Genomic DNA, 25496 nt, shown 5'->3' on the forward strand with positions numbered 1-25496 from the left:
TAGCCACATCCCCTTGATGTGGCTAACGATCTGATTCAAAGTTTGATAAACTGTCGCCAAAATAAAGACAAGAAGTGATCCTATGACAAACGTAACGCTTTACCATAACCCTCGCTGCTCAAAAAGCCGTCAAACACTGGCATTACTCGAAGAAAACCATGCAAAGGTGACCATTGTTGAATACTTGAAGACGGTGCCTACTGCTGAAGACATTAACCAGATTTTAAGCTTATTAGCTATCTCGCCACGAGAGCTAATGCGCACTAAAGAAACAGAATACAAAGAACAGAACTTAGCAGACGAGTCATTAACAGATGCTCAGTTAGTCCAAGCGATGATTACTACGCCAAAGCTAATTGAAAGACCCATTGCGCTAGCTAACAACAAAGCGGCTATCGGTCGTCCTCCAGAAAACGTCTTAGCGATTTTATGAGCCCTAAAATGACAACACACACTTTGTTTCAGTTATGCCGAGTAGGTTATGTAGCATTACTCATGTTGCTTTCTGGATGGTTTATCCAACAAGGCTTTACCGGCGAATACTCAATGGCATTTAGTCTACTGTGGATCGTCCCATTATTATTACCTATCAAAGGCATATTAACGGGTAATCCTTACACCTATGCTTGGGCCAGTTTTATTCTGTGTTTATATTTATTACATGGCTTAACCTTAGTGTATATCACTGAAGACGCCCTTTATTTTGCATTAATAGAATCAGTATTAATCAGTGCCTTGTTAATAGGATTTCCATATTACGCACGTATGCGCGGTAGAGAACTGGGCTTAGGTTTAAAAAAGAAATCTAAAACAGATTAGTCTCATTAATACAGCACTAAAAAGCGCCTGATGGCGCTTTTTTCATTTTATCTGGTGTAAAATCATTACCACATTGCTGTTAACGAGTCGTTAATTCATTCTTTTTGTACAAGTATTCACATGTTATAGTGAAATGTCAGTCATTTGATTGAGTATAGTGCTAAGCAACGGAGATTGTGTATGAAGACTTTGTTTAACAAGCGTATTTCAGCTGAGGCCGCGATTCAAAAACCTTATCAAGGGGCCACAAAAAAATTTGCAATGAGCAGTTTAGTGATTGCAACTGTAATGTTAAGTGCCTGTGGCGGCAGCTCAAGTGACTCGTCCAGTGATGGTCAAACTACACCAGATAATGCTTTACCAATTAATACTTGTGACACTAGTTCTGGCCTGACAATAGTCGACACAACGTCTGATTTAAACTTCAATATTGAGCAAAGTTATTCTGCGGGGCAATCTGCCACAGTAATTGCAAATATTAACAATCGCGATTCAGCTGGTCTTACCTATCAATGGCAACAAACATCAGGCCCTGACGTCTCGCTGAGTTCAGAAAATAGTCCTGTTTTATCATTTATTATTCCGAGTTCTGGCAACTACAGTTTTACTGCTAATGTGTCAGGTCCACAAATAGACCTCAGCGAAACTGTCTCAATTACAGCAGGCAGTGCAATTAACCAATTAAATATCAACAGTGACCACCAAGTTGTCCAAGGTAATGGGGTCAGCCTCAGGGTAGCTCGTATCAATGAGCAAACTGTTGATGAGATAGAGTGGTGTTACTTTTCTAACCAAGCCGTTGAATTAGATTTAACCGATCCTGAACGCCCCTTATTTACCGCCCCGTCAGTGAGTTCAGACAGTGTCATCGGTTTAAAGGCCACTGGCCAGTTTGCTGGTGAAACACTTTCCGATGAAGTGTTTGTGTTAGTCACCAATGAATCTGCAATCACATCACCTTACTTTGATCAACCCGTTGCACGAACCTATTCCTATAATTCTGCTTCTGTTTATTCTGCTAATGCTTCAGATTGCGTATATTCAAACCAACTTAACCAAACTTGTGATATTGCTGATTTACCATTAATTGGCCAAGTCTCCAATTCAGAGAATATTGAATCTGTGATGGAGCGTGTTGTGGTATCTCATGACTGGATGGGAGAGAATTTTGAAACCTTCCTAAAGCAATCTGATCCCAATAGCGACTTTATTAAGCTACTGCAATCTGTCACCGCTGTTGTCATTAGCTATGATGTGAGACCGTCTTTTTATTGGGTCGCTACAGGGGCTATTTATCTCGATCCTGAATACTTGTGGTTCACGCCAGAGCAGCGAGACAGCATCAATGAAGCGCCAGATTATCGCAGTGACTTCGGTAATGATTTACAGTTCATCATGCCATGGCGATACGTGAAAGATAATGATTATGCCTATGGTCGTATCGACCGAGCAGTAAGACAAACTCGTACATTAACAGACATCACCCCAAGTTTAGCCAGTTTGCTTTATCACGAGCTGGCTCATGCGAATGACTTTTTCCCGCGCTCGATTCATAGCACGTTAACTGGCCCTACATTAATTGATGACTTTTATCGCCGTACGGACAACAACGCCCTCATATCGGATCAACTACAAAATGTTGACCCGCTGACTAGCAGTGAAATGTATGGTTTAGCTGGTGTGAGTTTTCAAGGAGAAACAGCAAACAATACACAAAAAGCTTACCTTCCAAATGATGTGACCAGTTTTTTCTTAACTGATCATGCCAATGACTATTATGCTTATTCTTCTACTCGCGAAGACGCAGCTATGTTATTTGAAGAATCATTTATGAGCCATCGCTATCAAATACAAAGGGATGTTGCAGTTACAGACCCTACTAAGTTAATTGTCGACTGGGGACAGCGTGGCAGAATTGGTTCACCTGAGTTATTAGATAGAGCTGCGTTTGTGATTGACCAAATTATGCCAGAAGAAGACGGTAAAACCTTACTCAACAATTTACCGGAACCTATTAATATGACAGCAGGGCAAGATTGGGATGATAACCTTGGGATAAGCCCTAGTAGTCAGTCACTATCAAAAATTAGTAGCTTAAGTACCACTGACAACAACGCACAAAGACGTCCTGTTCAAATTGGCAGAGAGCACAGAGATATGCCTATTCCCAAGCGCTAAAGATAAACGCTAAAACATAATCGCCCAGCCTAGTTTTATGCGGTAAAGAAAAATAAAAAAGCCACCCTAAGGTGGCTTTTTTATTTAAATAATCTGCACAGCTTACAACCTAAGCATTTCTTTGATAAAGGGAATTGTGAGTTTACGCTGGTGAACCATAGAGGCTTTATCGAGTTTATCAAGTACATCAAACAATGTGCGTAAATCACGTGCCATTCGAGTTAATAAAAAGCGCCCTACTTCATCAGATAATTGTAAGCCACGCATTGCAGCTCTTCGCTGCAGAGCCACTAACTTTTCTTCATCCGCCATAGGTTGTAGCTGATAAATTAACCCCCACTGCATACGAGAGATTAAATCAGGTAAGGCAAAACCCGCTTCCGTTGGCGACGAACTACCACTGACAATAAGACGACAATCTTCCTGTTCAGTCACTCTGTTATATAGATGAAACAATGCTTCTTCCCAAATAGGATGACCAGCAATAGCATCAATATCATCAATACAAATTAATTGTAGTGACTCAACACCTTCAAAAAGAGCAGGAGAAATGCTGGCATGGATCCCTAGGGGAATATATAAGGTACGACGATCGAGATCATTGGCATGAGCACAAGCAGCATGCATTAAATGCGTTCGGCCAGATTTTTCAGGGCCAAATAAGTATAAACTTGACGCTAAGCTACCTTCTGCAGCAGCTTGAAGCTTTTGAATCAACTCATCGTTACCCATGGCTGGGTAATAACTTTGAAAAGTCTCATCGTCAGGTAAGTATACGGGTAATGATAATTGTTTTGGTGAGTTTTGGGTCACTCAAAAATTCTCTAATAATGTAAACAAGCGACAGTTAGTATAACACAATCGTTTTAGTGTCTGCTGTTGTTTAACTAGCCTAACTCATTCAACTGTGATCAGTTAGATCGTGATCACGTCTCTATTGGCTAGAAAACTAGCGACTAATGCCACTGGTAGTAGAGCGTGGTGACCTGTTCTGGTGAAACTTCCGTTGATTCTTGTTCAATAACTGGTTCGACAAAAGTACTTTCAGTTAAACGCTTGTTGATGTTCAAAAGTTTTTGTAAATCGTCAGCATCACCAAATAACTCAAGTTTATAGGTTACCGTATTAGCTTTAAACTGACTTAAACTGACTGTTTTAATCGCACTCAACTGATTTAAGTAAGCTTCAATTTCAACTAATTGAGCCATGCTCTGTACTCCTGATAGAGACAGCAAGGTTTCTGCGCTATTGCCACTGTCCGCAAAAGCATATTGGCTCACAAAGTATTCAGCCAAGGTGCTTAAAATCTGATCGGTAGCTTGTTGGTAATCCAACACTTCAGCTTGTTGATGAATCAAAGGTTGCATTAATCCACCTTTATTACTTTTATCAAATAGTGACACTTGAAAACGTACAAAACCGCCCACTTTATCCATGTCAGCAACAGCAAAGTAATCGGCGCGGTAACGAGTAGATGCTTCTGCAACCACGTCAGTAAACATGCCTCGTACATCAGATACGCTTATTTTCATCACATCATCTAAATCCATTATTGGCAAAATAACAGGAATACCTTTGTTACTTGAATCTAAATGAATCTGTGAACGCGTATCGAGCTCTGAGGCATCAGATAAAATATTGCGCTCACCTTCATCTTCAATTGATAGCCACAATAAAGTTAGAGGACGTTGACGCCCCCAAACTGGAAGTTCAGCTTGACGTAGCGTAGAAATAATTCGTTTATGGTCGAAGTTCGCTTTCAATATCAGTTCATTATCAACTTCACTGTAACCGTATTGAGTAAGCAGTACTTCAGGCTTATTGATTTGTGCTTTAACCAACGGGTGTTCTAATACAGATGGCAGACCCGAGTTTTTTACAAATACCGCAGACAAAGCAGTCTTCAACGCAGCTTGTCGCTCAGCTCGATCTCTAGACGTGACAACAATATCAGCCTCATCTAAAAGGCCGATTTCTGCAGAAATCGCTTTAGGGCTATAAAAATTGAATAGCGCACTCATAACAATGATTTGTAAAAATATTTTTAGCATAAGAAAATAAGCAGCAATAGATGAAAGTGATCGAAGTGTAGCATATTAATTTTGCTTCTAAAATTACATTGCCTAACCAATTTTCAAGCAAGATTTGCCACTAATAATGCTAAATCTAGACTTAAACTTGATTTACATTACAGACATTTAACGATTATTGGCCTATCTTACAGCTTAATTTATACCTGAATGGAAAATTATCTACACATGAAACGTTTATTCATCCCATTGCAAGGTGCGCAAATGTTATTTGTCGCATTTGGTGCATTAGTATTGATGCCTTTACTGAGTGGTTTAGATACCAGCGTGGCATTGTTTACCGCAGGTATTGGCACACTGTTATTTCAAGTAATCACTAAAAGACAAGTGCCCATTTTTTTGGCTTCATCCTTTGCTTTCATTGCCCCCATTATGTACGGGGTTCAAACTTGGGGAATACCCGCCACGATGGGCGGATTAATGGTCGCAGGCTTTGTTTATGTCATTTTGGGTGCGTTAGTTAAAATTAACGGCAGTGGCTTTATCCATAAATTACTGCCGCCAGTAGTCGTTGGCCCCGTCATCATCATTATTGGTCTAGGACTCGCTCCCATGGCAGTTAATATGGCACTGGGTAAAACTGGGGACGGCAGCGCCGTTTTAGTCGATCAAAATATCGCGCTCTTTATTGCACTTATGTCTTTATCGACCACTGTAGCAATTGCTGTTTTTGCAAAAGGCATTTTAAAAGTCATGCCGATTCTGGCTGGGATACTCGTTGGCTATGGCCTTAGTATGGCGTTCGGTATTGTTGATTTTACAGCAGTTAACCAAGCGCCATGGTTAGCAGTGCCAAACTTTGTTGCACCTGAATTTCATTGGCAAGCCATACTATTTATGATCCCTGTCGCGATTGCGCCAGCAGTTGAGCACATCGGCGACCTTCTCGCCATTTCCAATGTTACCGGTAAAGATTATCTTAAAAAGCCAGGATTACACCGCACCTTAACAGGCGATGGCATTGCAACAATGGCCGCATCAGCTTTTGGCGGCCCACCTAATACGACATATTCTGAAGTTACTGGCGCTGTCACGCTTACTAAAAGCTTCGATCCTCGGATAATGACATGGACAGCAATAACAGCCATTACGCTAGCCTTCATTGGCAAGTTAGGCGCGTTAATGCAAACCATTCCCCTACCTGTAATGGGTGGCATTATGTGCTTACTGTTTGGCTCTATAGCAGCTGTAGGCCTTAATGCTCTTATCCGTAATCAAGTCGATTTAAATGAACCAAGAAATTTAAGTATTGTTGGGGTTACATTAGTCTTTGGTATTGGCGGGATGGCGTTTGGTATTGGTGAGTTTAGTTTAACTGGTATCAGTTTATGTGGGTTAGTGGCTATTTTAATGAATCTTATTCTGCCAAAGACAATTAAAGACACTGAGGAAAGTGCTCATTAAGTACTTAACCAATTAAACAAATTCTACATAAATAAAAAAGCCCTAACGAATTGTTAGGGCTTTTTAATACGCTTTAATCGTATTAGCATCTGGCTCTGTTGCTAATAATCATTGGCGATAAAAAAGGGCTTATTCAGCGTCTTCTTCTGTACGAAACTTATCAGCAGTTTCTTTGATAATTGGTTGTAACTCACCTTTTTGGTACATTTCAGTGATGATGTCACAACCGCCAATTAGCTCACCTTCAACCCACAATTGTGGGAAAGTTGGCCAATTAGCAAATTTTGGTAATTCAGCACGAATATCTGGATGCTGTAAAATATCAACAAATGCAAACTGCTCACCACAGTTAATCATGACTTGTGCAACTTGCGATGAAAAACCACAGCTTGGTAACTTTGGTGACCCTTTCATGTATACGATGATTGGGTTTTCACTGATTTGCTGTTTGATCTTGTCTACTGTTTCCATTGTAATTCCTAAGTGCAACTTAATAATCTACACCCATTGTACAAGAGCTAGGGCAATAACAAAATCCCACAGTTTGTAGGGTTATAATAAAAATAGCTTTTTTAGATTGCGTCTATCGACATTATTCATCAAACAATGATTCACATCACAAAAATTTTAAGTACAATGTCGGCAGAGCAATGATGCCTAAGTGGTACTCATAAAAACGATAACCTATGTCCATGGAGAGATAATAATGGCTTTCGAATTACCAGCATTACCATATGCTAAGAACGCACTAGCACCACACATTTCTGAAGAGACTATCGAATATCACTACGGTAAGCATCACAACACTTACGTTGTTAAGCTTAATGGTCTTGTTGAAGGTACTGAATTTGCCAACAAAACATTAGAAGAAGTTGTTAAAACTTCAACTGGTGGCATGTTTAACAACGCAGCTCAAATCTGGAACCACACTTTTTACTGGAACTGCCTAGCACCAAACGCTGGCGGCGCGCCTACTGGTGCCATTGCTGATGCAATCAATGCAGCATTCGGCTCTTTTGAAGAATTCAAAGCTAAGTTCACTGATTCTGCAGTTAACAATTTTGGTAGCGCTTGGACTTGGTTAGTAAAAAATGCTGACGGTTCAGTTTCAATCGTGAACACAAGCAATGCAGCAACTCCTTTAACTGACGAATCAGTGACTTCATTGTTAACTGTTGATGTTTGGGAACACGCTTATTACATTGATTACCGTAACGTTCGTCCTAACTACATGGCAGCGTTCTGGGAATTAGTTAACTGGGATTTCGTTAACGCGAACTTCGCTGGTTAATCTACCTATTTAGGTACAAATGAGATGAGACAAAAGGAGCCTTATGGCTCCTTTTTTATTACTCAAATTGGGATAGTTTCTGATTCTCAAAATTGTTCGCAATATTCACTTATTTATAACTCCACTTTTGCAACAGTTGCAAATGCAACTGTTTATCTTTGTTTTTATTGAAGTTTTTATTTATCCCACCTCGCAAATATCAAACCTCTGACCTAGACTTAACCTAGTAAATGGTTTTTACACACAAGAAATGATGGAAATTATTTTCAGTTTTAGTCATTAAAAATGCGCTATCAATCACTTTCTTTCAGCTAAGTTTCAAGGGGTTTCTTATGGGCATATTCGAACATTACCAACAACGTTATGAACAAAAGCTAGATGAAGAATATTCATTACAGCAATTTCTCGAAATCTGTAAAGAAGATAGAAGTGCATATGTGTCTGCAGCAGAAAGAATGCTACTGGCCATCGGTGAATCTGAAACCATCGACACTTCGAAAGATCCGGTGTTGAGTCGTATTTTCTCAAATCGTCTTATTACCCACTACCCTAGCTTTAAAGACTTTTACGGTATGGAAGAATCAATTGAGCAAATTGTGTCTTATCTCAAACATTCAGCACAAGGCTTAGAGGAATCGAAACAGATCTTGTATCTACTTGGGCCTGTAGGTGGTGGTAAGTCTTCGCTAGCTGAAAAACTCAAATCACTGATGCAAAAAGTACCGATCTTCATCTTAACTGCTAATGGCGTCCGTAGCCCTGTAAATGATAGTCCTCTGTGCCTATTCGATGCAGATGAAGACGGTGAGCTATTAACAAATGAATATAATATTCCAACTCGTTACATTAAAACTATCATGTCTCCATGGGCCGTGAAGCGTTTGCATGAATTTGGTGGTGATATAAGCAAATTCAAAGTGGTTAAAGTCTACCCCTCAATTTTAGATCAAACAGCTATTGCGAAAACTGAGCCTGGTGATGAAAATAACCAAGATATTTCTGCTTTAGTAGGTAAAGTCGATATACGACAACTTGAGCATTTTTCACAAGATGACGCAGATGCTTATGCATACTCTGGGGCGTTATGTCGTGCAAACCAGGGCGTGATGGAGTTTGTGGAAATGTTTAAAGCGCCGATTAAAGTGCTTCATCCACTATTAACTGCAACTCAAGAAGGTAACTACAACGGCACAGAAGGGTTATCTGCACTGCCTTACAATGGCATGATCCTCGCCCACTCGAATGAGTCTGAGTGGACGACCTTTAGAAATAATAAGAACAATGAAGCTTTCTTAGACCGAGTGTATATCGTCAAAGTGCCTTATTGTTTACGTGTATCAGAAGAAATTGAAATATATCAAAAGCTATTAAGTAATTCTGAACTGTCTTCGGCGCCTTGTGCACCAGGTACCCTTGAAACCCTTGCTCAGTTTAGTATCTTGTCACGTTTAAAAGCACCTGAAAATTCATCAATATATTCAAAAATGCGTGTTTATAACGGTGAAACACTGAAAGATACTGATCCCAAAGCTAAGTCATTCCAAGAGTACCGAGATTACGCTGGGGTAGATGAAGGCATGCAAGGGTTATCCACTCGTTTTGCGTTTAAGATTTTATCGCGGGTATTTAATTTTGATGACACAGAGATTGCTGCTAACCCCGTCCATTTATTTTATGTCTTAGAAAAACAAATTGAACAAGAACAATTTCCAAGTGAAATGAGTGAACGCTATTTAGAATTCCTGAAAGGATACCTCATCCCTAAATATGTTGAATTTATCGGGAAAGAAATTCAAACAGCTTACTTAGAGTCCTACTCTGAATACGGACAAAATATCTTTGATAGATATGTCACCTACGCAGACTTCTGGATCCAAGATCAAGAATTCCGTGACCCTGAAACAGGACAATTATTTGATAGATCAGCTCTTAATGCAGAACTTGAAAAAATTGAAAAACCTGCTGGGATCAGTAATCCCAAGGATTTCCGTAATGAAATCGTTAACTTCGTATTACGTGCTAGAGCCAATAATGAAGGTAACAACCCATTATGGACCAGTTACGAAAAACTACGCGTTGTTATCGAGAAGAAGATGTTCTCCAACACTGAAGACTTGCTACCCGTAATTTCATTTAACGCTAAAACATCTGCTGATGATCAGCGAAAACACGATGACTTTATCAATCGAATGATGGAAAAAGGCTATACCCAAAAGCAAGTTAGGTTACTGTCTGAATGGTACTTGAGAGTGCGTAAATCGTCATAAATCTTGCTCACTTTGACCTGTATTACGATAAATCGGTATTAGGTCAAAGTCCATTAGGAGTTGTGTATGGCAAATTTTATAGATAGACGCCTCAATGCAAAGGGCAAAAGCACGGTTAACAGACAACGTTTTATTGAACGTTATAAAAAACAAATTAAAAAGTCAGTAAGCGACGCTGTTACCCGCCGAAGTGTTACTGACATCGACAAAGGCGAAAAAATTAGTATCCCCACTCGGGATATCAGCGAGCCTATTTTTCACCAAGGACAAGGTGGGATCCGTGAGCGTGTTCACCCTGGCAACGACCAATTTAATCAAGGCGATCAAATTGAACGTCCTAAAGGTGGCGGAGCTGGTGATGGCAGTGGTGAAGGTGAAGCTTCAAATTCTGGTGAAGGCAAAGATGAATTTCTATTTGAAATTTCAAATGATGAATACTTAGAATTATTATTTGAAGACTTAGCCCTACCAGATCTTCAGCAAACCAATGCGAAGCAAATGGTTGAATTTGAAACCTATCGTGCTGGTTTTACTAATGTCGGTGTCCCCGCCAACATTAATATTGTTCGGTCGCTTCGCTCGTCTCACGCCCGCCGTATCGCCATGACGGCCGGAAAAAAGAAGCAACTGAAAGCGCTTAAATCCACATTAAATGAGCTTGAAAATACCCCAGGTACGCAAGCTGAAATCATCATGGATTTGAAACAACAAATAGAAGATTTACAGAAAAAAATCGACAGTGTGCCTTTTATAGATAGCTTTGACTTACGTTTTAATAATTTTGCCAAACGAGAAAAGCCATCAAGCCAAGCCGTGATGTTTTGTTTAATGGATGTGTCAGGTTCGATGGATCAAGCCACTAAAGATATGGCAAAACGTTTCTACATTCTGTTGTATTTGTTTTTAACTCAAACCTATAAAAATTTAGAAGTGGTTTATATTCGTCATCATACTCAAGCTAAAGAAGTTGACGAACATGAGTTTTTCTATTCCCAAGAAACAGGCGGTACCATTGTTTCAAGTGCACTAAATTTAATGCATGAAATTCAACAGGAACGCTACCCCGCCGAAGAGTGGAATATCTATGCTGCACAGGCATCTGATGGCGATAATTGGGCTGATGACTCCCCAGCGTGTAGACAGTTATTAGCTGATAAAATCTTACCAGTATCGCGTTATTTCAGTTATATCGAAATCACCCGACGCGCGCATCAAACGCTTTGGCGAGAATACGAAGCCTTACAAGAGCAGTTTGGCAATATCGCTGTACAACATATTAAAGAGGTTAATGATATCTACCCCGTGTTCCGTGAATTATTCAAAAAGCAGCCAAGCTAAGGAGAACACAATGACAGCAGAAAATATTGATTCAACCGAAGCTGACGATAATAAAAAAATGCCACTAGATGACGGTCCTGATTGGAGTTTTCCATTACTTGAAACCTACATGGAAGAAATTGAAAAAGTCGCAGCTTTTTATAAGCTAGACAGTTACCCCAATCAAATCGAAGTGATTACAGCTGAGCAGATGATGGATGCTTATGCGGGGATCGGAATGCCTATAGGGTATACACATTGGTCTTTCGGTAAACGTTTCATTGAAACCGAGCAAGGATATCGTCGCGGTCAAATGGGTTTAGCCTATGAAATCGTAATTAACTCCGATCCATGTATCGCCTATTTAATGGAAGAAAACACTATCACAATGCAAGCGTTAGTGATGGCCCACGCAAGTTTTGGGCATAATAGCTTCTTTAAAAATAATTACCTCTTTAAAACTTGGACTGACGCCAGTTCAATCATCGACTATTTAGTTTTCGCCAAGAACTATATTCATGAATGTGAGTTAAGGTTTGGTGTTGAGCAAGTTGAACTAACACTCGATTCTTGTCATGCATTAATGAACTACGGCGTTGATAGATACAAGCGCCCTGCTGAAGTGTCATTTAAAGAAGAAAAGATGCGCCAAAAAGATCGTGAAAGTTACTTACAAAGCCAAGTGAATGATTTATGGCGTACAGTTCCTAAGAATCCTGATGAACACAAGCAAGACGAAGGCATTAATTTCCCCGATGAGCCACAAGAAAATATTTTATATTTCATCGAAAAAAATGCGCCATTATTAGAGCCATGGCAGCGAGAAATCGTCCGCATAGTGAGAAAAATGGCGCAATATTTTTACCCTCAGAAACAAACCCAAGTGATGAATGAGGGGTGGGCCACATTCTGGCATTACACCATACTCAATCACATGTTCGATGAAGGAACGGTGACTGATAGGTTTATGTTAGAGTTTTTACAAAGCCACACCGGCGTTGTCGCACAGCCTGCCTATAACAGTCCCTATTACAGTGGCATTAATCCCTATGCACTCGGCTTTAATATGTTTATCGATATTAGACGCATTTGTGAAAACCCAACTGATGAGGATAAAAAGTGGTTTCCTGATATTGCCGGGAGTGATTGGCTTACCACGGTGACCTTTGCCATGGAAAATTTTAAAGACGAAAGTTTCATTAGCCAATACCTGTCACCAAAAGTTATTCGGGACTTTAAATTATTCAGTATTCTCGATGACGACAGCTGTAACAGATTGTCGGTATCTGCCATTCATGACGACCGCGGTTATCATTTGATCCGTGAGAAACTATCACAACAGTATAACCTCTCTAATCTTGAGCCCAACATCCAAGTTCAACGGGTAGATATTAATGGTGACCGTTCATTAACATTACGCTATGTGCCTAATAAACGGATACCTTTAGGGGAAAGTAATGAGCAAGTTTTGAAGCATCTACATCGTCTATGGGGATTTGATGTTAGCCTTGAGCAACTTGATGCGAATGGAAAAATCGTAAAACTAGCCCAATGCCCTGCTCCTAACGAAGAAGGAAAAATGACCACTCTGTAGTTGTTTTACTTACGTAAGTTTGTAGCATAAAAAAACCAACTGTCAGGTTGGTTTTTTTATATCAATATCAAAGATGTAACGGCTATATTAATCGCATTTATTTATCATTTTGTGCGATTTCAGCAGGCATATCATCACGCAGTTTTTGCCACATAATGCCGCTATTAATACCATTCGTCTTCATTAACGCAGGAACATCAGTGTACTTACCATCAATCGCCAATTTCTCTAATGCTTTATAAAAATCTAATGCGATAGATCGAGCTTCTTGACTCGAGAAGTAATAACGTCCTACTCGGCTGTATAAACCTTTAAATCCATTAAGAATTAAGACATACAATGGATTTCCCGACGAAAATGCCAAAGCATGATGCAGCTCATAATCATATTCCGCATAAGCTTCAGCACTGTCTTCTAGTTGGTGTATTTTTGCTAATACTTCTTGTGCTTTTTCAGGGTTATTGCGCACCGCACCGCGAAAATATATCGCGCTAACATTGGCTCTTGCTGATAATAGCTGATCAACAAGTAACGGAAATCCGTCTGGATTTAAATCCGCTATTGTCTCAAGAATATTAAGTCCTGAGGTTTCCCAAAAGTTATTAACTTGAGTTGGTTTACCGTGTTGTATTTTCAACCAACCGTCACGAGCTAAACGCTGTAGTACTTCGCGTAACGTGGTTCTTGTTACACCAATTAATTCTGAAAGTTCGCGTTCTGCAGGCAAAATTGAACCTGGTGGAAACTTATTTTCCCATATCGAACGAACGATATACTTCTCTGCAAAACTTGCAGGACCTTTTGCATTGATAATTGTCAACTTGAACATCCCGTGGTTACCCAATGAACTGATCATACCAGAGGTCATGTCATTTCACACCATTGTGAATCGTTAAACAATCGATTTAGATGCGCCAACGGCGATTAATTATACAAGTCGCAAAAACTTTGTGAGCCAATAGTTATATTGGTTACCTTTTTGTCGAAGGATAAGTTTTATCGCATTACAATATAAAAAGTTTGCGCTAAACTACGCGCCAAACAAAATGGATGTAAGTTAGTGGCACAACTAACGAATTTTGAAAATACAAATAATAAGCGCTAAGAAATAATTGTATCAACTTGATTAAACTGATGATAAGTAGCTAATAAACAACATAGTTTAAGCACTGTCGAATCGGTTTTATCTTACAAACTCTCATTTCGGCTACGATTTGTCTGTCAGATTCCTTCCTCAAAAGTTCACTTATCAAATTCACAACTGGAGAGGCTATTATGCCGTCAACCCCTGGTGCTGCATTATTTAGTAACTTCTTGGGCAATTCCCCAAGATGGTACAAATATGCAATATTATCGTTTCTTGTAATCAATCCACTTTTATTTTTCTTTGTCAGTCCATTCATCGCAGGATGGGTACTTGTCATTGAATTTATTTTTACGCTCGCAATGGCGTTAAAGTGTTACCCACTTCAACCTGGTGGCCTATTAGCGATACAAGCTGTCATTATCGGCATGACTTCGCCTGCACAAGTCTTACATGAAATTGAAGCAAACCTAGAAGTATTACTACTACTGATCTTTATGGTCGCCGGTATTTACTTCATGAAGCAATTGCTCCTGTTTGTGTTCACTAAAATGATCACAAAGGTGCGCTCTAAAATTGTTGTTTCGTTGATGTTTTGTATCTCGTCTGCATTTTTATCCGCTTTCTTAGATGCACTAACGGTTATTGCAGTTATTATCGCTGTCGCTATTGGCTTTTACTCGATATACCACAAAGTCGCTTCAGGTAAAGACTTTAGCAGCGATCATGACCATACCTCTGAAACTCGCGAACAATTGAATGACGAAGAGCTAGAAGCTTTTCGTGGTTTCTTACGTAACCTATTAATGCATGCCGGTGTTGGTACTGCATTAGGCGGTGTGTGTACGATGGTCGGTGAGCCACAAAACTTGATCATTGCAGCGCAAGCACACTGGCAGTTTAGTGAATTCTTTATTCGTATGTCGCCTGTGACAATCCCTGTATTTTTTGCCGGTATCACCACATGTTTTATCGTCGAAAAGTTTAAATGGTTCAGTTACGGTGCCCAGCTACCTGATGCCGTGCATAGAATTTTAAGCGATTACTCCGATTACGAAGATAAAAACCGTACCAAAGCAGACAAGATGAAACTGCTGGTTCAAGCACTTGTCGGCGTTTGGTTAGTTATCGGTCTTGCATTCCATTTAGCATCAGTTGGTTTAATTGGTTTATCTGTCATCATTCTAACCACTGCTTTTAATGGGGTTACTGATGAACATCAGCTAGGTAAAGCCTTCGAAGAAGCTCTACCGTTTACCGCCTTACTAGCTGTATTCTTTGCTGTTGTCGGCGTCATTATTGACCAACATTTGTTTGCGCCTGTGATTCAATGGGCACTGAGCTTTGAAGGTAATGCACAGTTAGTGATCTTCTATATCGCAAACGGCTTACTGTCTATGGTGAGTGATAACGTATTCGTTGGCACGGTCTATATTAACGAAGTAAAAGCTGCGCTGATTAATGGCCAAATTACTCGTGATCAGTTTGATTTACTTGCGGTTGCCATTAACACAGGTACTAACCTACCATCTGTTGCAACGCCAAACGGCCAGGCTGCATTCTTGTTCTTATTAACATCTGCTCTAGCACCGTTAGTGAGACTGTCATACGGTCGTATGGTATGGATGGCGTTACCATACACAATCGTATTGTCTATCGTTGGTATTGTTATGATTGAATCTGGGTTCTTAACGGAATCAACCCAGTACTTCTACGATAATCAAATTATTATCCATCACTCTGCAAAAGAAGTTCTTGGCAGCTCTGTTGGACATTAATACTGATATGATTTAACGTTGCTTTAGAAAACACCCTCATTCGAGGGTGTTTTTTTATCGTCATAAATCGACAGGAGATTGATTTGACTGGTTTACAACATTTTACGCGTTCGCGCGCTGCATGGATTATTTTATTGCTTTCAGCCATTGGGCTTGAAGCTGCTGCCCTATTCTTTCAATACATCATGGAACTCGATCCTTGTGTGATGTGTATTTATGTTCGAGTCGCTGTACTTGGGTTAATTATTGCTGGCGTGTTTGGCGCATTAGCACCTAAGTTTTGGTTAACGCGTTTTATAGGATTAATTGGCTGGGGCGTAAGCGCTGCATGGGGACTTAAGTTATCCCTTGAATTAAATGAGTTACAAGTTGACCCTTCGCCTTTTTCTACCTGCTCATTCTTTCCTGAATTTCCAGCTTGGATGCCTCTTGATGAGTGGCTTCCTTCGGTTTTCTCACCTACGGGGATGTGTAGTGATGATCCGTGGACATTTTTGTCAGTCAGTATGGCGCAGTGGATGGTGGTGACGTTTGTTATTTATCTCATTGTACTAGCAGTGATGCTTATCCCTGCAATCAAACCGCTTAAGACAAAATAGTGAATAGTATTTGTTAATGTACTAACTGAGCTCGTACACTATATACCCAACAAAAAAGCACTCATCATTGAGTGCTTTTTGTTGGGTATTATAACGATTTTCGATGCAAACTAATCGATGTCTTTTAAAGGCCAAAGTACAATATGGTCAAAAACATCACGGACACGTTTTTCATTAATGGTTTTGCCTTTTACTGATATCCCCGCCGCATGCATAGCGTCTTTAGAGCCCGTAATAAGCGGGTGCCAACTTGGTAACGTTCGGCCTTCATTGAGGCGTTTATAAGCACAAGAATCAGGTAACCAAGTCAATTCAGCGACATTATCAACCGTAATGGCTGTACATGCTGGTACGTATTTAAAACGTTCAGGATAACGACGACAATTACATGATTCATCATCTAATAAATGACAAGCAGCATCGGTGTAATACAACTCTTCAGTTTCATCATCAATTAATTTGTTTAAGCAGCACTTACCGCAACCATCGCACAATGATTCCCATTGTACGGTGGTTAATTCGTGCAGTTTTTTTTCAATCCAAAATGACATAGTTCAATACAGCATTAGCGTTAAATTGCCGACATTGTACCATTAATTGATTGGAGGATTTTTAATTCGTTCTGAAAGGTAAGTTACAGTGAGTAAAAAATGTTCTTTAACTGACCATGCTTGTAATAAGCGGAAATTATTATAAACCAAATATTGACGACCTTTGTCACCATCAGGCATTAATAATGATACTTGCATATCATCACGTTTAGGTAAGTCATTACCGTTATAACGTCTAACACCTAATTTTTGCCATTCAGTGAATGTCTCATTATATTCAGTGCCAACCATATAGCTGTCTATTGGATTTATTGAGCTCACCTGTCGGCCCCAAGTCTCATCATTTTTCCAGCCAGCATCTTTTAACATCGCAGCGGCAGTTGCAAAAGCATCAAACTGGTTATTCCAAATATCTTTTAATCCGTCGCCATTACCATCTTGAGCGTATTGTAAATACTGCGAAGGCATCAATTGCATATGCCCCATGGCACCTGTTGATGAACCGATAAGTTGTTCATATTGTATTTGGGTACTATCCAGAATTTTTAACGCTGCAATAAACTCATCAACAAAAAATTGCTCTTTGTTGCCTGAATATGCATTAGATGCTGTTACAGATAGAATTGGGAAATTGCCTTTTTGCTCACCAAATTCTGAGGTCATCCCCCATAAGGCAACTAAAAAACGCGGCTGAATGCCGTAACGGTCACCTAAAGCAATTAGCGATTCATGTTGCTCTTTAAACATTGCTCGGGCTGTGCTGACAGTAATTTCTGGTGCATTTTGAGGAATGTAACTTTCAAGGTTTATTGTTCTGTTAGAACCATTTGCAGTAGCACGCTTAAACACTTTAATTTTTGAAAAATGTTCATTAATGGTGGTCTGTGATACACCAGCAAGCAAGGCTTTATCTTTTAATGTAGCTAAGTAATCATCAAAACTGACGCTCTGTTGAGCATATGCAAAATTAATAGTAAAAAAAGTTACTATTACAGATGAAATGATCTTCCCAATCATAAATTGTCCTAAATTAACTCATTATTGCTGTTTTTGTTCTTATTAACTTAACGTTAACACATTTGTGTTAACGTCGAAATACCCAATACATAACCACATAAAATCAAGATATTATCTTATACAAACTGGAATTCAAAACAAACCAATATTCCAAAATAAATCATCACTTATAATATAAGCGACTTTAATCACTGAGCCCTAAACTTTTACGGTGCTCATCCAATAAATTTGTCACCGGTGGTGGTAACTGAAGATAAAAACCTTTGTCAGCTAATTCAGATCTGACTTTTTCGATATCAGCCATCGCAAGTTCTTCTCTTTTAGACAATGGAACCAACATGACCAACTTAGGCGTGCCAAACATTTTCATTAAAGGTTCTGGAACAGCATCAAAAACATCACGTTTCTCAACAAATAAGTAGGTATCAAGTTTTCGGCTACTTTTATATACGGCACATATCATTTTGGGGTTAAATTCCTCTGTTTCTTGCTTGATAGTCAACTACGCACACTATAACATGGACAATTAATAAATTATTGCAATTCAGTTCTCATACTGACATTTTTGGAGATTAACGCCTGGATGGCCACACAAAGTCTTGAGTTGAAAGCCACATCTTTTACTCTTTCAGTACTTCATATTAATACACATGATTTTAACGCCATTGCTGCTGATTTAGATACTAAGTTATCTCAAGCACCCCAGTTTTTCATTGGTGCGCCTTTAATCTTAAATTTAAGCGCAATTGAAAGTCATGATGTTGATCTCGCTGCATTAAAACAACTTCTTACTGATAACCAACTGATCATAGTTGGTGTAACATCTGCTAATGAAAGCATTAGTCAGCAGGCTAAAACATTAGGCTTAGCCATCGTAAAATCAGGCAAACAAGCCAAAAACATGCCAGCTCCGACAAAAGAAACCAAAATCATTAAACAAAATGTGCGTTCTGGGCAGCAAATATATGCAAAAAATGCCGATTTAATCATTTTTGGTGCTGTCGGTAATGGTGCTGAAGTCATTGCAGATGGTAGCATTCATATATATGGCGCTTTACGCGGTAAAGCTATGGCAGGAGCTGCTGGTGATAGAAACAGTATTATCATTGCAAACTCACTCGATGCAGAGTTAGTTTCAATTGCTGGGCAATATTGGCTAGCAGAACATTTGCAGCAGCATTGTAGCGATCAGCGAGGTTGCATCCGGTTAACTAGCGATACACTCATGGTTGAATCATTGCCTCAATAGTTGGCAACTTAAAAGGATATAATAACAAATGGCACAAATAATTGTTGTCACATCAGGTAAAGGCGGCGTTGGTAAAACAACGTCAAGCGCTGCGATTGCAACCGGCTTAGCATTAAAAGGCAAAAAAACCGTCGTAATCGATTTTGATATCGGTTTACGTAACCTTGATTTAATTATGGGTTGTGAACGCCGTGTTGTTTATGATTTTGTCAATGTCATTAATGGTGAAGCGAATCTAAATCAAGCACTCATCAAAGATAAACGTTGCGACAAACTGTTTATTCTTCCTGCTTCCCAGACCCGTGACAAAGATGCATTAACCAAAGAAGGCGTTGGCGGTGTACTTGACGAATTAAGCAAAGATTTCGATTACATTGTTTGTGACTCACCAGCGGGTATTGAACAAGGTGCAATGATGGCACTTTATTTTGCAGATATCGCTATCGTAACCACAAACCCAGAAGTGAGTTCTGTACGAGATTCAGATCGTATCTTAGGTATGTTGCAGAGCCGTTCTCGCCGCGCTGAACAAAATCTTGAACCAATTCAAGAGTTTTTATTACTAACTCGCTATTCTCCTGCTAGAGTTAAAACAGGTGAGATGCTCAGTGTTGAGGATGTGTCTGAAATTTTAGCCATCAAATTATTGGGGGTTATTCCTGAGTCGCAAGCTGTACTCAAAGCCTCGAACTCAGGCATTCCTGTCATTAACGATGACGAAAGCGACGCAGGTTTAGCTTACGCTGATACAGTACAACGTTTACTTGGTGAGGAAGTGCCGTTTAGGTTCCTTACTGAAGAGAAAAAGGGATTCTTGAAAAGGATTTTTGGTAGCTAATTATGTCAATACTCGATTATTTCAGAAGCAATAAAAAACCGAATACTGCTGTTACAGCAAAAGAGCGTTTGCAGATAATTGTCGCCCATCAACGCGGCGAGCGTGATGCGCCTGATTACTTCCCTAAAATGAAGCAAGAAATCATTGAAGTCATTCGTAAGTATGTACAAATATCTGAAGATCAAGTGTCAGTGCAACTTGACCAAAATGATGACAAACTCTCAGTATTAGAGCTCAATGTTACCCTACCTGACGGTAAGTAACCTTAGGCATATATTGATGGTCTTATGATGTAACGCTCGAATGAGCTAATCGTATGAGCTAGTCGTATGAGTAAGTCAGTATCTGATTTATATGCATAAAAAAAGCCTAGATAACATTGGATTATCTAGGCTTTTTTATTGACTCGATTTATAGCAATTGACACAGTCAATTACAGGAAATTTTATCCAAATTTGATATTATCAAGCGCTTCATTAACAAGCTTGCCGCGCCAGCCCGACAATAACAAAGGCGTTGGCGTTTGTTTCTTATGATGAAGCCATAGCAAGAATTCATGTATCAAACGTTTTGATCCAATAAACTCAATTGCTACTTCTTTTTCTTCAGCAATGGCCGCTAAAATCACCTTAACTTCTTTAAATGATGCTTTGTAACCATTCTTAAGTGCAATAACGTCAACGGCTTCAGGTAAGTTTTCTAAGTCTGCTGTTTGCAGTATTTTGATTAACTCTTTGCCATGAAAACGTTTCTCATGATCCGTTAAATCATTTAACTGATTCAGCTCAGTTACCGTTTTAGGCTGTTTTTTAGCGAGCGCAATCAACGCATGATCTTTAATGATAAAGCCAAGCGCTGAGTCTTTCTTTAACGCTTTTTGTAATCGCCATGTCGCTAACACTTTCAAGTATGCCAACTGCTTTGGGAATAACTGAAATGCGTTTTTGATTTTTAAATAAGCAAGCTCTTCATTAGGCGGCGTTAAGCGCCCGTCAGTCATGCGCTCACCTTCCTCAAGTAACCAATCCATTCTTTTAGCTTCAGTGACTTTAGCTAACAGTTCTGGGTAAAGTTTATATAAGTAGTAAACATCATTGGCTGCATATTGAAGCTGCGCATCTGTTAGCGGACGTTTCATCCAGTCAGTACGCGACTCGCCTTTGTCAATTTCAATGTCTAAAAACAGCTGCACTAATTTTGCGTAACCAACACCATGACCTAAACCGCATAAACTGGCTGCAATTTGGCTGTCAAATAACGGCGATGGCTGGCATTGACCATAACGGGCAAACACTTCTAAATCTTCACTGCACGAATGGACTAGTTTGGTGATCTTCGGATCGGATAATAACTGCCAAAAACAACTTAAATCAGGTAAAGCAACTGGATCAATTAAAGCCAACGTTTTACCGTCATATGCTTGAATTAAACCTAACTTAGCGTAATAGGTTCTTGTTCTGACAAACTCGGTATCTAATACCAGTAACTCACTTTGCTGGTATTGAGCGACTAATTGCTCAAGGCTTGCTTGGTCGCTAATGTATTCAAACGATAACAAAATTCTCTCCAGTATTAACTTAGCGCCAATGTAAGCATAAATGAGATGCAATAAAAAGCCGGCTATTGCCGGCTCTACTTTACGCTGATTTAACTTCGTCTCGAAGTTCTCGTCGTAAAATCTTACCTACATTGGATTTTGGTAACTCATCTCTGAATTCTACCAGCTTTGGTACCTTATATCCTGTTAAATGATGACGACAATGCTTAATAATATCGGCATCAGTTAAACTGCTATCTTTAGCAACAACAAATATTTTAACTAGTTCACCACTGGCATCATTTGGTACGCCAACAGCAGCAACTTCAATCACTTTTGGGTGCAATGCAACGACATCTTCAACTTCATTAGGGAATACATTGAACCCTGAAACGAGGATCATGTCTTTTTTACGGTCAACAATGAAGAAAAAGCCCTTTTCATCCATGTAACCGATATCCCCTGTCGCTAACCAGCCATTCTTATCAATGACTTTAGCTGTTTCTTCAGGGCGCTGCCAATAGCCTTTCATCACCTGAGGACCTTTAGCAAACAATTCACCGGTCTCACCTTGTGCTAACACCTTGCCTTCATCATCACGGATTTGAATGTCCGTTGAAGGTGCAGGGAAACCAATAGATCCATTGTAACCATCAAGGTTATATGGGCAACACGTAACCAATGGTGAAGCTTCAGTTAAGCCATAACCTTCAAGTAAGCGGGTTTGAGTAATGTTCTGCCATTTATCAGCAACCGCTTTTTGCACCGCCATACCACCGCCAATTGACAATTTTAGACGACTAAAATCTAGATTCTTAAAATCTTCATCATTGACTAAGGCATTAAACAAGGTGTTTACCCCAGTTAACGCAGTAAAAGGATACTTTTTAAGTTCGCCCACAAAAGCGGGTAAATCACGAGGGTTAGTGATTAATAAGTTTTTACTGCCTTTATGAAGGAACAATAAGCAGTTAACCGTTAATGCGAAAATATGATAAAGCGGTAATGCAGTAACAACAAATTCTGTGCCGTCTTTAAGCGCTGGTGAATATGCGCCATTAGCTTGTAAAACGTTACTTAACACATTGCCATGGGTAAGCATTGCCCCTTTAGATACACCAGTTGTACCACCTGTGTATTGCAAGAATGACAAATCTTCAGCGTTAATTTCAGGTTTAATATACTGCAGGCGGCGACCTTTAGTTAATGACTGCCTAAAAGAAAGTGCATGAGGCAAATCATACTTTGGCACCATCTTCTTGATGTATTTAACAATGAAATTAACTAATGTACGTTTGGGTGCGCTTAGTTGATCTCCAAGACCAGTAATGATCACTGACTCTACAGGCGTTTCAGCAACCACTTCTTCTAACGTACGTGCAAAATTAGATACGACAACAATGGCTTTGGCACCAGAGTCGACTAATTGGTGTTTTAGTTCACGTGGGGTATAAAGCGGATTGACGTTAACTACAACCATACCAGCACGTAATACGCCAAATAATGCAATCGGATATTGCAATAAGTTAGGCATCATTAAGGCGACTCTGTCACCTTTTTCAAGTTTTAATTCATTTTGTAAATAGGCTGCAAATGCACGACTTCTTTCTTCTAACTTACGGTAAGTTAATGTCGCCCCCATATTAATAAATGCAGGTTGGTCAGCATACTTTGATACTGCAGATTCAAACATATCGACTAAAGAAGTAAATTGGTTAGTATCAATTTCCGCCGGTACGTTTTCTGGTAGATTATTTATCCAAGGCTGGTCCACAAGTTTCTCCTATTTATCCTGACACATGCTATGAAGCAATGGCTTCAATAATAACGGTGTCAAAAACACTGCATCTTAAGCTAGCGTAAATTATTTTTATTGATACTAGCGACAGTAAAAACGTTATTGTTAATTATTATTCTCAGCCATACAAAAAATCATACGACCGTTTAAATTTAGACCATAATCACATAAATGAAAAAAAAAGCCTAGTGATTTTGCACTGCTAAAGGCTTAATTTAGAATAAATGTTCTAATCGTGTTAGCAACTTGGTCCGCGCTGCCCATATGCAAATGGTGATCCCCTTCTATTTGCACATCAGTTAAATCGTTAAACCACAATGTTGCTTGAGGCAAAGCTAATTTTAACTGTTTAAAGCCCTGTTCGGCTAATATTAATAGGCATGGTGTGTCACTGACGCTCATTAAAGCGTCAACCTGTTCAAAGGTTAATCTATAAGGTGAATCAAGCTTTAAACGCGGATCACTTTTCCAACAATAACACTGATTTTTAATTTCAAGATTACGCTTAATAATTAACTCGCACCACTGTTTGTCCATGCCAGTTAATTGATGACGGGCATTGACTGCACGTTCAATGGATAATTGCCTATTGGGTTCTTGGGCTTGCTTAGATTGTTGCAGCACTGCTTGATTATATCGATGGTGCTGTTTAAAACTGCGAGTGAGTCGCTCTTTTGAATGTTTAACAGACTCAAATAAAGGCGCCAAAGCTTCAATTAACACTAGTTGAGTGACTTTGTTTGGAAAAGCAGCATTATAAGCTGCTGCAACAATACCGCCGAGTGAATGACCAATGATTGTGACTGGTTGCTCTCTAGTTAGCTTTGTCATCAACTCATCTAAATCATAAAGGTAATCTATCCAATGCAGTGGATAATGCCCAGGACGATGCTGTGAAAAGCCATGACCCGGCCAATCTATCGCAATCAATTGAAAGTCATTGAATAGGTTAAGCTGCTGAAATGCGTTGACCAATGGCACAAAACTGTCAGCATTATCTAGCCAACCATGTAGCGCGAGTAATATCGGTTTATTTTTATCGCCATAACGTTTGGCGGCTAAACGAATATGAGCCAATTGAAAATCGACATCCTCATACTGCTGCGATTTTGCAATTGACTCATTCATTTCAGACTTCTTATCTTGCTAAATACAAATACGTATTTTAGTTAAACGATCACTTAACTTAAAAGATTACTTAGCTTTTTTGACAAATTTAAGTGTCATACGATCGCTTTCGCCGATATCAAGATACTTTTGCTTATCTTGATCTTCTAGGGCTAAACGTGGTGGCAATGTCCATACGCCTTTCGCATAGTCCTTAGTGTCTTTTGGATTCGCATTGATTTCAGATGCAGCAACCAAAGTGAAGCCCACTTTTTCAGCTAATGCAATCATTTCAGCTTGATCCATGTAGCCACTGTCAAACGACATTCCTGGGTTTGCTCGATGTTCAACAACGCCAAATATTCCGCCATCTTTAAGCACTTTATAAGATGCAGTGAACGCGTTTTCTAGCTGTTTTTGACCAGCCCAATTATGAAGATTTCGGAAAGTCAGTACATAATCAGCACTTTTATCGATACCTAAATCAACTGATGCAGGAGGCTGGAAAGTCACGGTTGAAGCATTACCTACCGCTTCTTTGTTGTCACTTAACCAAGTTTCAAATTTTTTGCCCGATTTAGCATAGTACTGCGTACGTTTAGTATCTTCTTTCGGGTTAGTCTCAAAAATACCACCAATGTACTTGCCCTTTTCAGCTAAGTAAGGCGCTAAAATTTCAGTATACCAACCACCGCCTGGCCATAGTTCAATAACGGTATCATCTGGTTGAATACCTAAAAACGCGAGAGTTTCAGCTGGATTACGATATTCATCACGTGCAGCATTTTTTTCGCTACGAAATTCACTCGCAACGGCTGCTGCAAGTTGTGGGTTAATTTTGACTGCTTGGACTTTTTCGCTGCTTGCATGGTCATGTGCAATGACACTACTACTGACTGTGGCTAAACCTAGTGTACTTAATCCCAGCGCAGTGGTTAATAGTAACGTACGTTTCATTGTCTTCTCCCTGAAGAAATT

24 protein-coding genes are annotated in these 25496 nt (G+C 39.5%); 13 read left to right on the plus strand and 11 right to left on the minus strand.

Annotated features, from left to right (window positions below; all coding sequences use genetic code 11):
* The first annotated feature begins 82 nt into the window (after positions 1-82).
* The 3 genes from arsC to LMH66_RS09575 all read left to right on the plus strand — a co-directional run bounded on the left by arsC (position 83) and on the right by LMH66_RS09575 (position 2997).
* Positions 83-433, plus strand: a complete 351-nt coding sequence (arsC, locus tag LMH66_RS09565; protein ID WP_102526231.1) for an arsenate reductase (glutaredoxin) — start codon at positions 83-85, stop codon at positions 431-433.
* Positions 434-441: 8 nt separating this feature from the next.
* Entirely contained in the window at positions 442-819 is a 378-nt protein-coding gene (locus tag LMH66_RS09570) for a DUF2069 domain-containing protein (RefSeq protein ID WP_102526274.1), read from the plus strand.
* 180 nt (positions 820-999) lie between these two features.
* Entirely contained in the window at positions 1000-2997 is a 1998-nt protein-coding gene (locus tag LMH66_RS09575; protein ID WP_229369587.1) for a PKD domain-containing protein, read from the plus strand.
* Between the two features lie 102 nt (positions 2998-3099).
* Here LMH66_RS09575 and hda read toward each other — a convergent pair whose 3' ends face one another.
* Together hda and LMH66_RS09585 are read right to left on the minus strand one after the other, a co-directional pair.
* Positions 3100-3810 carry a DnaA inactivator Hda gene (gene hda / locus LMH66_RS09580; RefSeq protein ID WP_102526232.1) on the minus strand — a complete coding sequence of 237 codons (711 nt, stop codon included), beginning with the start codon at positions 3808-3810 and terminating at the stop codon, positions 3100-3102.
* A 143-nt stretch (positions 3811-3953) separates the two neighbouring features.
* The gene (locus LMH66_RS09585; RefSeq protein WP_229369588.1) at positions 3954-5048 is read right to left on the minus strand and encodes a DUF2066 domain-containing protein; all 1095 of its coding nucleotides are present in this window, start codon (positions 5046-5048) and stop codon (positions 3954-3956) included.
* A gap of 207 nt (positions 5049-5255) precedes the next feature.
* Between LMH66_RS09585 and LMH66_RS09590 the strand changes: the two genes are divergently transcribed.
* Positions 5256-6491, plus strand: coding sequence for a uracil-xanthine permease family protein (locus tag LMH66_RS09590; RefSeq protein ID WP_102526234.1), 1236 nt, complete (start codon positions 5256-5258; stop codon positions 6489-6491).
* Between the two features lie 129 nt (positions 6492-6620).
* Here the strand turns inward: LMH66_RS09590 and LMH66_RS09595 are convergent, their stop codons facing one another.
* Positions 6621-6962 (minus strand): Grx4 family monothiol glutaredoxin, encoded by a 342-nt coding sequence (locus LMH66_RS09595; RefSeq protein ID WP_102526235.1) that lies wholly within the window; start codon positions 6960-6962, stop codon positions 6621-6623.
* Between the two features lie 235 nt (positions 6963-7197).
* On the opposite strand from LMH66_RS09595, the gene sodB reads away from it, so the two are divergent.
* From sodB to LMH66_RS09615, 4 genes are all read left to right on the plus strand, one after another.
* A complete protein-coding gene (gene sodB / locus LMH66_RS09600; RefSeq protein WP_102526236.1) occupies positions 7198-7782 on the plus strand; it encodes a superoxide dismutase [Fe] in 585 nt (194 codons plus the stop codon).
* 332 nt (positions 7783-8114) lie between these two features.
* Complete coding sequence (locus LMH66_RS09605) at positions 8115-10049, plus strand: PrkA family serine protein kinase (protein WP_102526237.1); 1935 nt, start codon at positions 8115-8117, stop codon at positions 10047-10049.
* A gap of 66 nt (positions 10050-10115) precedes the next feature.
* Entirely contained in the window at positions 10116-11387 is a 1272-nt protein-coding gene (locus LMH66_RS09610; RefSeq protein WP_102526238.1) for a YeaH/YhbH family protein, read from the plus strand.
* A gap of 10 nt (positions 11388-11397) precedes the next feature.
* Positions 11398-12960, plus strand: coding sequence for a SpoVR family protein (locus tag LMH66_RS09615; RefSeq protein WP_229369590.1), 1563 nt, complete (start codon positions 11398-11400; stop codon positions 12958-12960).
* 97 nt (positions 12961-13057) lie between these two features.
* Here LMH66_RS09615 and fadR read toward each other — a convergent pair whose 3' ends face one another.
* Positions 13058-13789 (minus strand): fatty acid metabolism transcriptional regulator FadR, encoded by a 732-nt coding sequence (gene fadR, locus LMH66_RS09620; protein ID WP_102526276.1) that lies wholly within the window; start codon positions 13787-13789, stop codon positions 13058-13060.
* 446 nt (positions 13790-14235) lie between these two features.
* Between fadR and nhaB the strand changes: the two genes are divergently transcribed.
* Both nhaB and dsbB read left to right on the plus strand, forming a co-directional pair.
* Entirely contained in the window at positions 14236-15822 is a 1587-nt protein-coding gene (nhaB, locus tag LMH66_RS09625; RefSeq protein WP_229369592.1) for a sodium/proton antiporter NhaB, read from the plus strand.
* An 83-nt stretch (positions 15823-15905) separates the two neighbouring features.
* The gene (dsbB, locus tag LMH66_RS09630; RefSeq protein WP_229369594.1) at positions 15906-16421 is read left to right on the plus strand and encodes a disulfide bond formation protein DsbB; all 516 of its coding nucleotides are present in this window, start codon (positions 15906-15908) and stop codon (positions 16419-16421) included.
* Between the two features lie 110 nt (positions 16422-16531).
* On the opposite strand, the gene LMH66_RS09635 is transcribed toward dsbB, so the two are convergent.
* From LMH66_RS09635 to LMH66_RS09645, 3 genes are all read right to left on the minus strand, one after another.
* Positions 16532-16972, minus strand: coding sequence for a YcgN family cysteine cluster protein (locus tag LMH66_RS09635; protein WP_102526242.1), 441 nt, complete (start codon positions 16970-16972; stop codon positions 16532-16534).
* Positions 16973-17014: 42 nt separating this feature from the next.
* Positions 17015-17989, minus strand: coding sequence for a lytic murein transglycosylase (locus LMH66_RS09640; protein ID WP_229369597.1), 975 nt, complete (start codon positions 17987-17989; stop codon positions 17015-17017).
* 184 nt (positions 17990-18173) lie between these two features.
* Entirely contained in the window at positions 18174-18452 is a 279-nt protein-coding gene (locus LMH66_RS09645) for a YcgL domain-containing protein (protein ID WP_102526244.1), read from the minus strand.
* Positions 18453-18572: 120 nt separating this feature from the next.
* Between LMH66_RS09645 and minC the strand changes: the two genes are divergently transcribed.
* The 3 genes from minC to minE are packed head-to-tail and all read left to right on the plus strand — an operon-like array spanning position 18573 to position 20339.
* On the plus strand, positions 18573-19238 hold the full coding sequence (gene minC, locus LMH66_RS09650) for a septum site-determining protein MinC (RefSeq protein ID WP_102526245.1): 666 nt from the start codon (positions 18573-18575) through the stop codon (positions 19236-19238).
* Positions 19239-19266: 28 nt separating this feature from the next.
* Entirely contained in the window at positions 19267-20076 is an 810-nt protein-coding gene (gene minD, locus LMH66_RS09655; RefSeq protein WP_102526246.1) for a septum site-determining protein MinD, read from the plus strand.
* Positions 20077-20078: 2 nt separating this feature from the next.
* Positions 20079-20339: a cell division topological specificity factor MinE gene (gene minE, locus LMH66_RS09660; protein WP_102526247.1), complete on the plus strand. Its 261-nt coding sequence runs from the start codon at positions 20079-20081 to the stop codon at positions 20337-20339.
* A gap of 182 nt (positions 20340-20521) precedes the next feature.
* Here minE and rnd read toward each other — a convergent pair whose 3' ends face one another.
* The 4 genes from rnd to LMH66_RS09680 all read right to left on the minus strand — a co-directional run bounded on the left by rnd (position 20522) and on the right by LMH66_RS09680 (position 25475).
* Entirely contained in the window at positions 20522-21634 is a 1113-nt protein-coding gene (gene rnd / locus LMH66_RS09665) for a ribonuclease D (protein WP_229369599.1), read from the minus strand.
* A gap of 79 nt (positions 21635-21713) precedes the next feature.
* Positions 21714-23387 (minus strand): long-chain-fatty-acid--CoA ligase FadD, encoded by a 1674-nt coding sequence (gene fadD, locus LMH66_RS09670; RefSeq protein ID WP_229369601.1) that lies wholly within the window; start codon positions 23385-23387, stop codon positions 21714-21716.
* 234 nt (positions 23388-23621) lie between these two features.
* Positions 23622-24539, minus strand: a complete 918-nt coding sequence (locus LMH66_RS09675; RefSeq protein WP_229369603.1) for an alpha/beta fold hydrolase — start codon at positions 24537-24539, stop codon at positions 23622-23624.
* Positions 24540-24605: 66 nt separating this feature from the next.
* Positions 24606-25475, minus strand: a complete 870-nt coding sequence (locus LMH66_RS09680) for a class I SAM-dependent methyltransferase (protein WP_229369604.1) — start codon at positions 25473-25475, stop codon at positions 24606-24608.
* Positions 25476-25496 lie beyond the last annotated feature (21 nt).

Source organism: Shewanella sp. 10N.7, assembly GCF_020806285.1.
GTDB lineage: Bacteria > Pseudomonadota > Gammaproteobacteria > Enterobacterales > Shewanellaceae > Shewanella > Shewanella electrodiphila.

Excerpts from the sequence above, each read along its gene's own strand:
- arsC (WP_102526231.1), top strand. The coding sequence starts at position 83 with ATGACAAACGTAACGCTTTACCATAACCCTCGCTGCTCAAAAAGCCGT.
- LMH66_RS09570 (WP_102526274.1), top strand. The coding sequence starts at position 442 with ATGACAACACACACTTTGTTTCAGTTATGCCGAGTAGGTTATGTAGCA.
- LMH66_RS09575 (WP_229369587.1), top strand. The coding sequence starts at position 1,000 with ATGAAGACTTTGTTTAACAAGCGTATTTCAGCTGAGGCCGCGATTCAA.
- LMH66_RS09585 (WP_229369588.1), bottom strand. The coding sequence starts at position 5,048 with ATGCTAAAAATATTTTTACAAATCATTGTTATGAGTGCGCTATTCAAT.
- LMH66_RS09590 (WP_102526234.1), top strand. The coding sequence starts at position 5,256 with ATGAAACGTTTATTCATCCCATTGCAAGGTGCGCAAATGTTATTTGTC.
- LMH66_RS09595 (WP_102526235.1), bottom strand. The coding sequence starts at position 6,962 with ATGGAAACAGTAGACAAGATCAAACAGCAAATCAGTGAAAACCCAATC.
- sodB (WP_102526236.1), top strand. The coding sequence starts at position 7,198 with ATGGCTTTCGAATTACCAGCATTACCATATGCTAAGAACGCACTAGCA.
- LMH66_RS09605 (WP_102526237.1), top strand. The coding sequence starts at position 8,115 with ATGGGCATATTCGAACATTACCAACAACGTTATGAACAAAAGCTAGAT.
- LMH66_RS09610 (WP_102526238.1), top strand. The coding sequence starts at position 10,116 with ATGGCAAATTTTATAGATAGACGCCTCAATGCAAAGGGCAAAAGCACG.
- LMH66_RS09615 (WP_229369590.1), top strand. The coding sequence starts at position 11,398 with ATGACAGCAGAAAATATTGATTCAACCGAAGCTGACGATAATAAAAAA.
- fadR (WP_102526276.1), bottom strand. The coding sequence starts at position 13,789 with ATGTTCAAGTTGACAATTATCAATGCAAAAGGTCCTGCAAGTTTTGCA.
- nhaB (WP_229369592.1), top strand. The coding sequence starts at position 14,236 with ATGCCGTCAACCCCTGGTGCTGCATTATTTAGTAACTTCTTGGGCAAT.
- LMH66_RS09635 (WP_102526242.1), bottom strand. The coding sequence starts at position 16,972 with ATGTCATTTTGGATTGAAAAAAAACTGCACGAATTAACCACCGTACAA.
- LMH66_RS09640 (WP_229369597.1), bottom strand. The coding sequence starts at position 17,989 with ATGATTGGGAAGATCATTTCATCTGTAATAGTAACTTTTTTTACTATT.
- LMH66_RS09645 (WP_102526244.1), bottom strand. The coding sequence starts at position 18,452 with ATGATATGTGCCGTATATAAAAGTAGCCGAAAACTTGATACCTACTTA.
- minC (WP_102526245.1), top strand. The coding sequence starts at position 18,573 with ATGGCCACACAAAGTCTTGAGTTGAAAGCCACATCTTTTACTCTTTCA.
- minD (WP_102526246.1), top strand. The coding sequence starts at position 19,267 with ATGGCACAAATAATTGTTGTCACATCAGGTAAAGGCGGCGTTGGTAAA.
- minE (WP_102526247.1), top strand. The coding sequence starts at position 20,079 with ATGTCAATACTCGATTATTTCAGAAGCAATAAAAAACCGAATACTGCT.
- LMH66_RS09675 (WP_229369603.1), bottom strand. The coding sequence starts at position 24,539 with ATGAATGAGTCAATTGCAAAATCGCAGCAGTATGAGGATGTCGATTTT.
- LMH66_RS09680 (WP_229369604.1), bottom strand. The coding sequence starts at position 25,475 with ATGAAACGTACGTTACTATTAACCACTGCGCTGGGATTAAGTACACTA.